This window comes from Paenibacillus sp. RUD330 (genome assembly GCF_002243345.2).
Lineage (GTDB): Bacteria > Bacillota > Bacilli > Paenibacillales > Paenibacillaceae > Paenibacillus_O.
On sequence record NZ_CP022655.2, the window covers coordinates 1,037,836 to 1,052,151 of the forward strand.

The 14,316-nt window shown below is 60.8% G+C and carries 11 protein-coding genes and 1 other annotated feature; of the genes, 9 read left to right on the forward strand and 2 right to left on the reverse strand.

The annotated features are described in order from the left end of the window. Positions 1–77: 77 nt before the first annotated feature. Complete coding sequence (locus CIC07_RS04600) at positions 78–5,291, forward strand: S-layer homology domain-containing protein (RefSeq protein ID WP_165895295.1); 5,214 nt, start codon at positions 78–80, stop codon at positions 5,289–5,291. Between the two features lie 617 nt (positions 5,292–5,908). Here CIC07_RS04600 and CIC07_RS04605 read toward each other — a convergent pair. After that, positions 5,909–6,139, reverse strand: coding sequence for an MBL fold metallo-hydrolase (locus tag CIC07_RS04605; RefSeq protein ID WP_121235026.1), 231 nt, complete (start codon positions 6,137–6,139; stop codon positions 5,909–5,911). On the opposite strand from CIC07_RS04605, the gene CIC07_RS04610 reads away from it, so the two are divergent. The 5 genes from CIC07_RS04610 (at position 6,047) to tyrS (ending at position 10,639) form a co-directional block, all read left to right on the forward strand. Further along, positions 6,047–6,292 carry a hypothetical protein gene (locus CIC07_RS04610; RefSeq protein ID WP_139334450.1) on the forward strand — a complete coding sequence of 82 codons (246 nt, stop codon included), beginning with the start codon at positions 6,047–6,049 and terminating at the stop codon, positions 6,290–6,292. The two genes, CIC07_RS04605 and CIC07_RS04610, sit on opposite strands and share 93 nt — an antisense overlap. Positions 6,293–6,331: 39 nt before the next feature. Beyond that, positions 6,332–6,703 (forward strand): glyoxalase superfamily protein, encoded by a 372-nt coding sequence (locus CIC07_RS04615; protein WP_076358747.1) that lies wholly within the window; start codon positions 6,332–6,334, stop codon positions 6,701–6,703. 137 nt (positions 6,704–6,840) lie between these two features. Then, a complete protein-coding gene (locus tag CIC07_RS04620) occupies positions 6,841–7,863 on the forward strand; it encodes a GNAT family N-acetyltransferase (protein ID WP_083688571.1) in 1,023 nt (340 codons plus the stop codon). 112 nt (positions 7,864–7,975) lie between these two features. Further along, positions 7,976–8,731, forward strand: coding sequence for a class I SAM-dependent methyltransferase (locus CIC07_RS04625; RefSeq protein WP_076358749.1), 756 nt, complete (start codon positions 7,976–7,978; stop codon positions 8,729–8,731). Between the two features lie 283 nt (positions 8,732–9,014). Then, positions 9,015–9,244 (forward strand) — a binding site (T-box leader). A gap of 105 nt (positions 9,245–9,349) precedes the next feature. Further along, positions 9,350–10,639 carry a tyrosine--tRNA ligase gene (tyrS, locus tag CIC07_RS04630; RefSeq protein ID WP_076358750.1) on the forward strand — a complete coding sequence of 430 codons (1,290 nt, stop codon included), beginning with the start codon at positions 9,350–9,352 and terminating at the stop codon, positions 10,637–10,639. 156 nt (positions 10,640–10,795) lie between these two features. Here tyrS and CIC07_RS04635 read toward each other — a convergent pair whose 3' ends face one another. Further along, on the reverse strand, positions 10,796–11,299 hold the full coding sequence (locus CIC07_RS04635; protein ID WP_076358751.1) for a hypothetical protein: 504 nt from the start codon (positions 11,297–11,299) through the stop codon (positions 10,796–10,798). 251 nt (positions 11,300–11,550) lie between these two features. On the opposite strand from CIC07_RS04635, the gene CIC07_RS04640 reads away from it, so the two are divergent. The 3 genes from CIC07_RS04640 (at position 11,551) to CIC07_RS04650 (ending at position 14,024) form a co-directional block, all read left to right on the forward strand. Continuing rightward, positions 11,551–12,651, forward strand: coding sequence for a LacI family DNA-binding transcriptional regulator (locus CIC07_RS04640; RefSeq protein ID WP_076358752.1), 1,101 nt, complete (start codon positions 11,551–11,553; stop codon positions 12,649–12,651). 219 nt (positions 12,652–12,870) lie between these two features. Further along, entirely contained in the window at positions 12,871–13,509 is a 639-nt protein-coding gene (locus CIC07_RS04645; protein WP_076358753.1) for a hypothetical protein, read from the forward strand. A 44-nt stretch (positions 13,510–13,553) separates the two neighbouring features. After that, the gene (locus CIC07_RS04650; protein ID WP_157742016.1) at positions 13,554–14,024 is read left to right on the forward strand and encodes a GNAT family N-acetyltransferase; all 471 of its coding nucleotides are present in this window, start codon (positions 13,554–13,556) and stop codon (positions 14,022–14,024) included. The last annotated feature ends 292 nt before the right edge of the window (positions 14,025–14,316 follow it).

The window sequence follows — 14,316 nt, forward strand, 5'->3', positions numbered from 1 at the left end:
GTCGAGAGAGAGAAAGAAAGAGGCTCTGACAGGGCAGCAAGGAAGCGTCAACCCTATTCATGACGGGAGGAATGGAATTGTCCAGCTCCAGATGTTCGAGACAGCCATTATTGAAAGCGCTTTTATCGTGGGTGCTGGCATTCGGTCTGATGACGCCTGCCTTCGGGTCGGCGGCCGGTGCTTCTCCAACGGGAGCATCGGAAGAAGGGAGCGTGACGGAATCCGCATACGGAGGCGTTCCGGATCAGGTATACGGAGGGAATACCTTGTTCTCCTCCTACATTGCCGCAGAAGGAGGCAAGCTGATGGAGGACGGCAGGGAATACCGCTTTGCCAGCCTCAACTATCCCGGGGCGCTGGGGGACCCGGCATTCTCCCAGGACGACGCTCTTCGCACGATCAAGGCGATGGGCGGGAAAGCGACCCGCTCCTATGTGCCGTCCGTTCTCCGTTATGACGGTTCCAACAAGGACTCGGCCTTCATCCTCGGACCGGATTCCAGCGGCAGGATGCAGTTCAGCGAGGAAGGCTTCGCCAAGATGGACCGCATGCTCGCTCTCGCCAATCAGACCGGCGTCCGGGTCATCATCCCGTTCGTCGATCAATGGCAGTGGGTCGGCGGCATTGAAAGCTACGTCAACTTCGTCTATCCCGGCACGATAACGGGGGATGCGGCGACGGATCCGGACGGCTGGATGTTCTACACCGACCCTAAGGTCATCGGTCTGTTCAAGCAGGTCGTCCATTACATGATGAACCGCATCAACACGATTACGGGAGTGAAATACAAGGACGACAAGGCGATCCTTGCCTGGGAGACGGGCAACGAGCTGGGCGGCTACAACCAGGACAAGTTCCCGCAGTCATGGACGACGGAAATCGCCCGCTACATCAAGGAGGAGGAGCAGCCCAAGCAGCTGCTGCTCGACGGGCGCTTCTCGATCAACGCCGGATCGCTGACGGACGATCATATCGACATCGTCGGCAATCATTTCTACACCGGCAATTTCATCGACAAGATCAATGCCGACGCAGCCTTGGCCGCAGGCAAGAAACCTTACATTCTGGGCGAGTTCGGGCTCTACACGACCAAGGAGCCGGTTGAAGCCCTGTACAACGCGGCGCTGCAAAACGGCACCTCCGGCATCATGATCTGGTCGCTGAGGCCGCATAAGGAGGACGGCGGCTTCTACTGGCATGACGAAGATCCGGGCAACTGGGCGTCGTATCACTGGCCGGGCTTCGCCTCGGGCGATTATTACGGCGAGACGGATATTATCCGGACGGTGTACAACTACGCTCATTACATGAATGCGCTGGATAAAGGCAAGACCTCCGCGGTTCCCGCGATTGCGGCGCCGGAAGGAGCTCCGAAACTGTTCCCGATCGATTCGGTCGCGGACATCAGGTGGCAGGGGGTTGTCGGAGCATCCGGCTACGAGGTGCAGCGCTCCGCCGACGGAATGAATTGGGAGACGGTCGCAGCCGACGCCTCCGACGGAGGACGCGCCGGAACGAAGGCTTTCCACGACGAGCAGGCCATCACCGGCACGTTGTATCAGTACAGGGTACGCGGAGTCAACGAGTCCGGCGCATCGGCGTGGTCCAACGTCGTGAGCACGACGGCTAGACATCTCATCGCGGATGAAATGAGCCTCATGCAGAATCCCAAGGAGAATCGCCAGACGTATGCCTATGACCAGTCCTCCAATGTGCTGAACAAGGCGGACAACTGGAACGAGCTCGGCCAAGGCTTCAAAGCCTATGTCGCCGGCGCGTTGCCGGGCACGCTTACCTATGCGGCGCCTGTTCCGCTGGAGGCGGTGCGCATAAAGGCCGAGGGCAGCGGCAAGGTGCGGCTGTTCGTCTCCTCGGTCAACGGAAAGTATGCCGAAATCCAGCCGAGGCTGGCGGACGGGCTGTGGACGGCAGACGGGCTTCCGGCAGAAACCCGGTATGTGAAGCTGGCCATCGACGGCGGCAGCTCCGTTCTGGTCGACCGTGTCGAGCTGGAGTACGCCTATGCCGGCCAAGGCTATCGGCCCGTCCCGGCGCCGGTGCGCAGCGGGTTGATCGTAGACCGCAGCTTCGACGGACAGCCGGACTCGGCATCGGGCAATCTGGCCGTTCGCGGGGCTTCCGCCGGCACGGAAGGGCTGCCGGTCCTCAGCCGCCTGGACGGAGAGCATGCGGAGCTTGTGTATGCAGCTGCAGGCGACATGAACTCCTACCGGTTCACCTCGTATGTGAAAGGAGGAGAGGAGCTGCAGCTGTCGGCTTCCATCGACGGCTTGAATTACCAGCCGCTGCAGCCGGCGGTGACCCGCAAGGAGACGGCGGACGGATGGAGCCGCCAAGTCTATGCGGGCTTCGAGCTGCCGGCGGGAACCCGTTACATCAAGGCCGCCTATCCGGCAGGCGGAAGCCCGGAGTCGCCGGCTCTCGCCAAAGCCGATATCGGGTTCGGAGCGGCTCTGATTCCGCTTACGGAAGCTCCGCCCGCGAACGTCCTCGAGGACGGCGAATACGATTACGGCAAGGATGACAGCATCGCAGCCCGTTACGAGCGGGACCAGGATGGCGGCGAGGCCTCGATTGCCCTCGATGCCGCCGCGAAGAATCGCGGCAGCTACGGCGCGAAACTCCGCTACGAGCTCGGCTCCGCTTCGTTTGCGGGCTTGAGCAGGCCGATCGGCCATGCCGACCTGTCTTCCTTTGATGCCCTGCATGCTTGGGTGAAGCCGGACGGCAGCGGCAATAGGCTCGGCTTCCGGCTCTTCACGGGAGATGGACGGATATGGGAAGCGGCGGCTACGCTCGGCGGCACGGCGGCGCGCACGCTGGAGGTCAAGCTTGCGGACTTCACGCTTGCGGCAGGCGATGTCGGCCGAGGACCGATCGATCTGTCCGACGTGACCGGATTCGGCCTGTATGTAGGCAAGACGGATGGAGCTTCCCCCGCAGCGGGCACGATCGTCGTGGACGACGTGCGGATGGCCAATGCCTCCAAGCTGGACAATTTCGAAGGTTATGGCGGCTACAATGCCCTGGTGCAGAAAGCATTCGCGCGCAACACCGGCGGCGGAGCGCTGGATGTATCGCTGGACGGCTCCCGCAAATCCGAGGGCGATTACGGCTTGCGGATGGACTACGACTTCAGCGGTCCGGGATACGCGGGCGGCAGCTTCAGCCCCGATTACCTGAAGCTGGACGGTTATGACGGCTTCAGCTTCTGGCTGCAGCCGGACGGGTCGAACAATGAGCTGGCCATCCAGTTTTCCGACGACGCCGGGAAGTTCTGGGAGACGAAGGCGGTCTTCCGCGGCAGCGATCCGCGCTTGATGTACGTTCCATTCAGCGCCTTCCGCTACCCGAGCTGGTATGGCGGCGATCCCGGCGACCGTCCGGACCCGAGCCGGCAGATCAAGACGTTCTCCCTGTATCTCGGCGGATCGCCGGATTCGCTGTCCTCTTCCGGGACGCTGTATGTCGACGATATCCAGGGAGCGGACTTTACCGACAGGCTCAACGCGGCTTCCATAGCCATCCGGGACAGCGGAGCCGTCATCGGAACGCTGCCATACACCCTCAGCGGCACGGCCAGCGGAGCGGAATTCGTGCGCATCCAGGTCGGCAAGCAGACGTTCCATGCTCCGGTGAAGCCGGACGGAACCTGGTCGTATACGACTTCCAAAATCGCCAACGGCATGAAGGAGGCGACGGCTGCCATCGAGCTGTTCGACGGGACCGTCCTTCACAGCAGCACGGCGGCGTTGAACGTGAATGTGCCGGGCAATCCTTATGATGACGGCACGGCGCCTGCGGCGAACAACCGGCTGCTCAATCCGGGCTTCGAGGAAGCCGTCGATGCGGGCGCATGGCCTGTGCTGCCGAAGCACTGGTCCAGCAAAGACGCCGAGGGCGCCGAGATGACGAGCGGCATCGTCAAGCTGGAGGGCGGGGCGCGCAGCGATCAATATGCTCTCGTCCACTGGAACGACCAAGCCTACGAAGTCACGACTTCGCAGGAGGCCGATGGCCTCGAGCCCGGCATCTACGAGCTGAAAGCCTGGACGAAGTCCAAGGGCGGCCAGATAACCGCCGAAATGACGGCGACGGGCGATCAGGGAGCCGTGCGGAAAGCGGCGATTCCGCAAGGTGAGAGCTCATGGGCATCCGTCAAGCTGTCGGGGCTCGAGGTGCGGGACGGCAAGCTGGCCGTCGGCTTCCATTCCCAGGACAGCGGGGGCAACTGGATCAAGGTGGACGACGTCTCGCTGATCAAGACGGCGGACCTGCCTGGAGGAGGGGCGACGCCAACGCCGACGCCTGGAGGAGGAGCGACGCCGACGCCTGGAGGAGGGGCGACGCCGACGCCTGGAGGAGGGGCAACGCCGACGCCAGGTGGAGAGGCGACGCCGACGCCTGGAGGAGGGGCAACGCCGACGCCAGGTGGGGAAGCGACGCCGACGCCAGGTGGAGGGGCAACGCCGACGCCAGGTGGAGGGGCAACGCCGACGCCAGGTGGGGAAGCGACGCCAACGCCTGGAGGAGAGGCGACGCCGACGCCAGGTGGGGAAGCGACACCGACGCCTGGAGGAGCTTGGACACCAATGCCTAGCGAGACGCCATCGCCTACTAGCGCCACACCTGCTCCCAGCGCCATACCTGCTCCAAGTCTGAAGCCGTCGCCGAGCACGAAGCCAGTTCCCTCCTTTGGCGATTTGGGCGGGACCGATTGGGCGCGTTCCGCCATCGAAGAGATGGCGGCCAAAGGAATCATGCTGGGAGTAGGGGGCGACAAGTTCGCTCCGGACAAACCTCTTACACGCGCTGAATTCATTACAGCCTTGTTCCGGGCGTTCCGGTTGGATGCCGCCGAAACGGCGGGAGGACTCAGCGATGTGAAACCGATGAGAGCCTTCAGCGACGTGAAGCCCGATGCTTGGTATGCCGAGGCGGTGGCGGCTGCTGCCAGGCTGGGCATTGCTGGCGGCACCGGTGCCGGCAAATTCGAGCCGAACCGAGCGATCACACGCGAGGAAATGGCGGTCATGGCCGCGAATGCTCTCAAGCATCTGAACCGTCTCATGTCCGCCGACGTGAATGCGGAGCTCGCGGGCTTCAAGGACCGCGGCCAAATAGCGGGTTATGCCCGATCGTCGGTCGCGCAGCTGGCTGCCCTCGGAGTCATGAACGGCGCCGGAGCAGACGGCTTCGCGCCGAAGGGCAAGGCTACCCGCGCCCAGGCAGCGGTTGTGCTGCAGCGGATGCTGAAGCTGCTTGAATAAAGAACGATAGAGAAAGGCCGCTTCCCGTCATCTGGAGATGAGGGAGCGGCCTTCTTTGTCGAGCTCAAAATTGTATTTTGCCGAGCGGCCATCAAGCCTTCTTTGGCGACCGGCAGCTTCATGGCGTGATTGTGCCTTTAAGTTCCTGCTGATCGTGGCGAAGACGGCGTCGCCAACCTAATCTGACATACGATCCGTTATTCAGCCGATTGGGGACGATTTCGCAATTTAACGGACATACGATCCGTTATTTTCGTGAAAATCGTCTTTGGTGTCAGGTTTTTGAGGAAATAACGGATCTGATGTCCGATAAAATCCAAAATGGGGTTGAAATGACCAAATAACGGATCTGATGTCCGATAGAACTCCGAATTAGTCGCGAACCATAGGCGGCAGGTCTGATATTTTCGAGTAGAACCCTCAATGGGTCGCGAACCTTAGGCAGGAATTGGATGAAGTCCGATCAAACTACAATTGGTCGTGAAATAAGCAGGGGTTGGATGAAGTCCGAAAGAACTACGAAATGGTCGCGAAATCGACAAGGGTTGCATGATGTCCGATAGAAGCTTCCTCCCCTTCGACATCGACTCAATCCTTTGCTACCATGGAGGGCTCTATCAGGGCGATTCCCGGCAAGCCTTGCTGGACTTGACCGGCAGCCTGTAAGATCCTTTCGGCGGGATTTCATCGGCGGCAATGGATTTGCGAGCCAGAAGATCATCCACATTGTTGTCCGGCCCACAAAGCCTGCCGTCGTGAATGATCAGCGCATCTCCCGCAATGAGCATGCGTTGGCGGTGCAGGTAGATGCTGATATGGCCCTGCGTATGGCCGGGAGTGGCGATGATGCAAAGCCGCCGAAGCGCTCAAGCCGTTCGCCGCCGCTGGAGGATGAGGGCTGCGTCTGCCGAATAGGAATGATGACAAGAAAGGCCGGTTACCTTCCTCCGGCGGCGCAGCGGTTTGTCGAGTTCGCTGCGGAAGCCTTTGGAAAATCCTGATAAAACGACGGCAAGCCTATCTTCAGGAGGGATGAAATTATGCCTGAATTCAATCGAGTGGTCCCCATTATGCGCATGTTCGACGTCGGCAAGGCGAAGGAATTCTACCTGGATTTTCTGGGGGCTGAACGGCTCTGGGAGCATCGATTCGAGGAGCCGCTGCCTCTCTATATGGCCATAAAGCTGGGAGGCTGCGAGCTGCATCTATCGGAGCATCATGGAGATGGAAGTCCCGGCGCCAACATCCGGATCGAGACGGCAAGCCTGACGGACTATCACAAGGCCCTTTTGGACAGCGGCTACCGGTATGCCAGGCCGGGATTGGAAAAGCCCCCTTGGGGCGGCTGCGAAGTCATCGTGACGGATCCGTTCGGGAACCGGATCACTTTCTATGAAGCAGGCGGAGTCTAAGAATAGAAGGGATGCGACGGTCAGCGGTTCAGACCAGGTCCATCTGTTTCTTCGGCTATAACCGTTCTTTCCATATCCTCCCGCCTCGGCCGCAAGTATAGTAAGTGCAGGATAAAACGAGGGAGAGAGCCATGAGCATGAACATATCCGTAGAGCCGTGCGGCCTGGACCGCAAATATATCCTGATGAATCTGTATCCGCTGTATCTGCATGATCTGGCCGGGATCCGGGAAGTCTTGCCGAACCGCTGCGGTGTCTTTGAAGAGGATGACGGCATCCGGACCCTGCAGGAGCAGCAGGGCGGATTCGACATCTGGTGGGAAAAGGAAGGCCTTTTGTTCCCCTATCTGATCCTCGCGGACGGACTTCCGGCCGGCTTCGCGCTCATCGCTTCCGGGCCGTACACCGAATCCGGCAGCGATTATATGGTGAACGAGTTCTTCATCCTCAGGCCATACCGAGGCAAAGGCATCGGTGAAGCGGCGGCTGGCGAGCTGTTCCGGCGGCATCCCGGAAGCTGGTCGCTGTTCACGACGCCGGGCGAGCGCAACCGGGGCTCCATCGCTTTTTGGCGGAAGTCGCTGGCCCGCCATGCGGGGGAAGACGGATACACGGAGGAGGATCTGGAGCTGGAGCACTTCGGCTGCAGCAAGCTGTTCCTCTTCTCATCGGCAGCCAAACCTGCCGGGGGAGTGTCCGAAAGAACGGAAACGCCAGGCAATGCCATTGCCTGCTTTACCGGCGTCCGCAAGGCATCCATGGCCGACTTGCCGGCCATAGCCGCTCTGGATGCCAAGGCAATCGGCCATGGCGGACGGCTCGCCGAGCTCGAGAAGCATGTGCGCAGCGGCTGCTGCCTCGTTTCTCTCCGAGAGGGCAGCCTTGCGGGCTTCGCCGCGCATGACCGCTCCTTTTTCGGGCAACGGTTGCTGCAGCTGATCATGGTCGATCCGGACGACCGCAGGAGCGGAGTCGGCCGCAGTCTAATGGCGGCTTGGGAGGCCGGGTTCCCTGGAGAGAAGCTGTTCACCTCGACCAACGAATCCAACAAGCCGATGCGGCTGCTGTGCGAGGCGATGGGCTACGTCCGCAGCGGTGTCGTGGACAATCTGGACGAAGGCGATCCCGAAATCATTTATTGCAAGCCTCCGGTTGCCTGAGCGACCCTTGTCTGGTACGGTTAAGCATGCAGAGAAGCCAGGGTGCGCGCCGGCATCGGCTGGTTCGAACGGCGGACCCTGGCCTCATGGACGAGATCTGGAGGGATGATCGATGGACAGCAAGGAGCGGTTTTCCAGCCGTGTGGACAACTATGAGAAATACCGGCCGAGCTACCCGGCGCAAGCGGTAGACTACATCATCAGCCGTGGCGGGCTCAAGGAGGATTCTCCGGTAGCCGATATCGGCGCCGGAACGGGCATCTTCTCCGGGCTGCTGCTGGAGCGGCAGCTCCGGGTCATGGCCGTGGAGCCCAATCCGGATATGGCCAAGGCGGCCTGGGCCAAGCTCGGTCCCGACGAGCGGTTCGGCCTGATGCTGTCGCCTGCGGAGGATACGGGGATGGCCGCAGCTTCCGTCGATGCGATCGTTAGCGCGCAGGCGTTCCACTGGTTCGACCAGGCTGCCGCTCAGGCGGAATTCCGCCGCATCCTGAAGCCGGAAGGACGCGCGTTCCTGATCTGGAACTCGCGCGTGCTTGCGGGCACGCCTTTCCTGGAACGGTACGAGGCGCTGCTGCATAAGTACGGAACGGACTATGCGACCGTAAACCACCGCAACGTCTCTCCGGAAGCGCTGCAGGCTTTCTTCAGCGAGGGAACGATGGAGCTGCAGACCTTCCCTAATCGGCAGATCTTTGATTACGACGGCGTGAAGGGCCGCCTGCTGTCTTCCTCCTACGCTCCCGCAGAGGGACAGCCCGGTCACTCGGAGATGCTGGATGAGCTGCGGCAGATCTTCGACGAGACGCAGCAGGACGGAACGGTCAGCTTTGACTACGAGACGGAAGTGTACAGCGGACTTCTTTAGTCAGCTTTGACTGCGAGACGGAAGTGTACAGCGGACTTTTTTAGCCAGCTTTGACTGCGAGACGGAAGTGTACAGCGGGCTCCTTTAGCAGGTTTCGGCTGCCGGCCGCAAGTGTGCAGCGGGCTCCTAAGACGGCTTCGGCTGCGAGACGGAAGAGACAGGCTCTTTTAGCCGAAGCCTGGAACCGGACGAGCCGGCTGAGAAGCGGATGCGCTCCTTTCGGCATGTGCTCCGCCTGGAAGGAAGTTGACATATCCGCCGGGATTCGCTAAAGTGATAGCGATAAAGTGCGTTGAAGGGAAACAGTAGCGCCCGAGCGACATCGCTCCAGAGAGCCGGCGGTTGGTGCAAGCCGGTGCGGGATCGGGCTGCGAATTACATCCTGGAGCATCCGCGTCCGCAACTGCCTGAGGCAGAAGGGCCCGGACGGCAGCCGGCCGTTACCCGGCAGAGTGGAGCGTTCCCGTACGGGAAGCTCAACATAGGGTGGTACCGCGATGACTCGTCCCTGTCTTTGGACAGGGAGGGGTCTTTCTTTTTGTCCTGAGATACGGGCCGATAAAGCTGAAGCGACAGGTTCGGCTGCAACGATCATTCAATCAAGTGGAGGGAACAGACATGGCACAAGAGCAAGCTGCGGCCGTCAATCCGGAATTGCTGGAGGAATTGGAATACCGGGGCCTGGTGTACCAGGTGACGAACCGCGAGGAACTGAGCAAAAAGATGAGCGAAGGCCGCGTCACGCTGTACTGCGGCTTCGACCCGACGGCAGACAGCCTGCATATCGGCAGCCTGCTGCCGATCCTGATGCTGCGCCGCTTCCAGCTGGCGGGCCATAACTCCATCGCCCTCGTTGGCGGCGGCACCGGCCTCATCGGCGATCCGAGCGGCCGCTCCACCGAGCGCTCGCTCAACACGGACGACACGGTCGCGAACTGGACCGAGAGCCTAAAAAACCAGCTGTCGCGCTTCCTCGACTTCGAAGCCGCGGGCAATCCGGCGAAGCTCGTCAGCAACTACGACTGGCTCGCGCCGCTCGACATCATCACGTTCCTGCGCGACATCGGCAAGAACTTCACGGTCAACTACATGCTGGCCAAGGACTCCGTCGACTCGCGCCTCGCGAACGGCATTTCCTTCACGGAGTTCAGCTACATGATCCTGCAGGCTTACGACTTCTTCAAGCTGAACCGCGACCACGGCGTCAATCTGCAGCTGGGCGGAAGCGACCAGTGGGGCAACATCACCGCAGGCCTGGACCTGATCGGCAAAATGGGCGGAGGCGACGCTTACGGCATCACGATGCCGCTCGTCACGAAGAGCGACGGCAAGAAATTCGGCAAGTCCGAATCCGGAGCCGTATGGCTGGACCGGAACAAGACGAGCGCGTACCAGTTCTACCAGTTCTGGATCAACACGGATGACAGCGACGTCATCCGCTTCCTGAAGTACTTCACCTTCCTCTCCCGCGAGGAGATCGCCGCTCTGGAGCAGGCCGTCGCGTCGCAGCCGGAGAAGCGCGAGGCCCAGCGCGAGCTCGCCCGCCAGGTGACCAGACTCGTGCACGGAGCGGATGCCGTCGAAAGCGCTGAGAAGATCACGGCTGCGCTGTTCTCGGGCGACGTCACGCAGCTCAGCGAGGACGAGCTGGTCGAGGCGCTGCAGGACATGCCGACGACCGTAATGGGCGAGGCCGCCGAAACGGGGCTGATCGACCTGCTCGTCGAGGCGAAGGCCGCTCCTTCCCGCCGCCAGGCCAAGCAGGACATCGAGAGCGGCGCCGTCTACGTGAACGGCGTCAAGCAGACGGGCATCGACACGATGCTGACGTCGGATCAGCGCCTGCACGGACGTTACGTCGTGCTTCGCCGCGGCAAGAAGAATTACTACCTCGTGAAGTTCGAATAGAACGGCTTCAGCCCGCACCGGCATTCAGCCGGGGCGGGCTTTTTCCATGTCCCAAAATCCGCTTTCGGCAAAAGGCGGCTCTCGGGTGCAGACTTCTCCTCCGCCTCGCGAAGCTCGCCGAATGCCTTGCTGCGTGAAGCCGGGCTGCCGGCCCGGTCAAGGATACAGCTTAGCCATCTCGCGGTAATCGGACCAGAGGCGGCTCAGAACCCAGCCCTCCGCTGTCCGGACGGCGGTCGCTTCTCCGGGGACGTTGCAGGACTGGACCTTTCCGCTGTCTTCGGCCACCTTTACAACAACGGTATAGTTCAGGTCGTAGGAGTCTTTCGCATCCTTGACCGCTTCGATCTTCATCTGTGTGACCTTTGCTTCCAGATCGGCTTTGTTATAGGCTGCAATCCGGACAGGCATAGCCGTATCCATGTTGGCCTCCAGCTTTTTGAGCAGCTCCCCGGTGACAAGAGGCTTGAGCAGGCTGCCTCGTTCTTTAATCATCGAATAATCAATTTCCGGAATATCGCCATGCTTGACGCCGTACTGAATGTGAATGGCCTTATCCAGGACGGATATGGCTTCCGCTTCATCTGACCGAGCTCCGGAGCAGGCGGTCAATAGAGCTGCAGTCAGGCCCAAGACCAGCAGGATGCGTTTCGTTTTCATTGGATGTCCTCCCCGATTTGAATTGAAACGTACCGAAGAACTGCGATTCCGATGCCCCTCTTGAAATTATATTCCATTTTATCCCATGTTTACGGCGGCCGAATAGGAATGGTTGCGATTTCTTGCTGCCGAATGTTTAACCTATAAGAGATGGGGGTGGGAAAAGCGTCTGAAAAAATTTGAAAAAAGTTGAAGGAACCCTTACACTTAAAGGAATGAAGACGAACCGGATAGGGTCGTAAACCTAAGGGGTGGGCATTATCAAAAAGGTCACGCTGCAAATGATTGCCGATAAATTGAGCGTCTCCAAAGCCTTGGTGTCCAAGGCGCTCTCCGGAGACAGCGCCGTCAACGAGGTGACGCGCGAGATCATCTGGAAAACGGCCGAGGAGGAGGGCTACCGGATCAAGGGGAGCAAGCGGCTCGGCAGCTCCTCCCTGACGGGCAATCTCGCGGTTCTCATGCCCCGCGCCTATTTGGACGACCCTGAGTATTGGGGCAAGATCATCAAGGGCATCGACGCCGAGCTCGCCAAGCAGACGTACAGCATGGTGCTCTCCAGCATCGACGTGACGATGCGGGTGAAGGACGGCATGCCCGCCGCCATCACCGAGCGCAAGGTCGACGGGGTCATCGTGCTGGGCCAGCTGCCGGAAGCCTACACCGATCAGTTGACCAAGCGCAAGCTTCCGTTCGTGCTGGTCGATCCGGACGCGCAGCATCCCGACATGGACCAGGTGCTTGCGAACAACTACCTGGGTGCTTACCAGGCCGTGCAGGCGCTGCTGGCGGAGGGCCACCGCAGGCTTGGCTTTGCCGGAGACGCTTTTACGACCTGGAGCTTCTCGGAGCGCCAGCGGGGCTTCGCGGAAGCGATCGCCGTGCACAACCGCCGCCAGCCGGCCGACCAGGCCGAGGCCGTCATGATCGAGGGCATGGGCGTCAGCGGCAGCGGCATGTATACCCAGCCGGCGTTCGCCGCCGAGCTGGGCGCCGAGCTGCACGCGGAGCGCAGGCTTACGGCGCTTTTCTGCGCCAACGATCTCATCGCCTTCGACGCGCTCAACCTGATCGGCAAGATGGGGCTGTCCTGTCCGCGCGATCTGTCCGTCGTCGGCTTCGACGACCTTACGCTCGCCGAGCTCAACCAGCCCAAGCTGACGACCGTCAGCGTGCCCAAGGAAGAGATCGGTGCGAGGGCGGCCCAGCTCGTGCTGGGGAGAATCGGAGAGCCCGAGCGGCTGCCGGAGCTCGTCATGCTGTCGACGTCGCTGATCAAGAGGGAGTCGACAGCTCCGCCGGCCGGGGCGGCCGTTGCCGCAGCGGGCGAGACGGAGACGGCCGAAGCGTAGCGGGCAGGCCAGGAAGAAGTCCGGCAAGGGCCGGGCAAGTCGGGGAAGACAGGAAGACAGGAAGACAGGAAAACAGGAAAACAGGAAGACAGGGTCGGTACATTCAGCCCTGTCTATTTTTGATGCCGTCAGCCTGCTGCTGCAGGGGATGCAGACAGTTTTCTGAACACATATAATAGAATAGTAAGGATAATATGGAAGAACAAGGAGGGCTTCGGCATGCCTATGAGCTGGATTCATTCCCCCTCCGCCTGGGGAACGGACATCCGCTGCCGCTGGATTCGGAGGGAGGGCGCCATCTCCTTGGCTGTCTTGTTTCCAGGGCAAGGCTATTCCTGCGAAATGCCGCTGTTGCACTATGCCGGCAAGTCGGCGATGCAGGAGGGGGACGATCTTCTGCTGCTGGAATACGGCTATCAGGCGGCGCGCCGGGAGCCCGGTCCCTTCGAGGATGCGATCGCCGCGGCAAGCGCCGATTGCGCAGCCGTCCTCAGGCCGCTGCTGGAGCGCTATGACCGCCTTGCCTTCATCGGCAAAAGCGTGGGAACCGTCGTCTCCAGCCATACGCGGGAGGCTCTTGCGGAAGATTTGAGAGGCAAGGAATTCCGCCACATCTTCCTGACCCCGATCGGTCCGGCTATTCCCTCCATGCTGCGGGATGGAGGTCTGGTTGCAGTCGGGACAGCGGACCCGGTGTTCGGTCCGGAGGACATGCGGCGCACAGCGGCGGGCAATGGGGTCCGGCTGCTGGCGATCGACGGAGGCGACCATGCACTGGAGCTGCCGGATGTCGGGCAGTCGCTGGATATTCTTCGGGAGATCGTTTCTGCGGTCGGCATGTATTTGAAGGAAAGCTGAGGTGCATGTAATTGAAGGAAAGCTGGTTGGAGAAGATGCGGAAAGTGGACCTGAGAGCATATAAGGACGAGGATGCCCGGGCCATCGTCGATGCCCACGCCGAGCTATACGGGCAGGAGCACGGTTATGACGAGTCGTTTCGGGAGTTCGTCGACGAGAGAGTAAGAGGGATCGCGGAGCGCAAAGATTCGCATGAAGGGATCTGGGTTCTGGAATCCGGCGGGCGGCATCTCGGCTCGATCTGCATCAACAAAGCGGATGAGGCAAGCGCCCAGCTGGGATTGTTCCTGATTCATCCTGACGCAAGGGGCGGAGGATACGGACGGGAGCTCATCCGCACGGCGTTGGAATTTTGCAGGGACCACGGCTATGCCCGAATCATTCTCTGGACGAATCGGGATCTGTTCCGGGCGAGGGCGCTGTATGCGTCCTTTGGATTTGCCCTGAAGGAAACGAGGGTTGCGGTTCATTCCGGCCGCGAGCTCGCGGAGGAGCTGTGGGAGCTCGAGCTTTGAGCAGAACCGGCCCCTTCACACACGGGATGGGAGACTCGATGGACGGTCAATGAACTCGGAAGGGAAGCAGGTTTCCAAGCTCTGATTGGTCTGCGACGGGGGACAGCGCTTCGGCGCTGTCTCCTTTCTATGCCTGTTTCTATGAAATGATAGTATGGCAAGCCGGAGCCAAAGTCGATAACGGCCCGGCTCCTGCCGCTGTGCGCTGTTGCGGATACAATCGGGGGATTGGTCTCCCGGAATTCCAGGACCCGATCGGAAGTATTGTCCAACTCGGCGCAATCGTTCGCGC

Coding starts and splice junctions, on each gene's coding strand:
- CIC07_RS04615 (WP_076358747.1), top strand. CDS start 6,332: ATGCCTGAATTCAATCGAGTGGTCCCCATTATGCGCATGTTCGACGTC.
- CIC07_RS04620 (WP_083688571.1), top strand. CDS start 6,841: ATGAACATATCCGTAGAGCCGTGCGGCCTGGACCGCAAATATATCCTG.
- CIC07_RS04625 (WP_076358749.1), top strand. CDS start 7,976: ATGGACAGCAAGGAGCGGTTTTCCAGCCGTGTGGACAACTATGAGAAA.
- tyrS (WP_076358750.1), top strand. CDS start 9,350: ATGGCACAAGAGCAAGCTGCGGCCGTCAATCCGGAATTGCTGGAGGAA.
- CIC07_RS04635 (WP_076358751.1), bottom strand. CDS start 11,299: ATGAAAACGAAACGCATCCTGCTGGTCTTGGGCCTGACTGCAGCTCTA.
- CIC07_RS04645 (WP_076358753.1), top strand. CDS start 12,871: ATGCCTATGAGCTGGATTCATTCCCCCTCCGCCTGGGGAACGGACATC.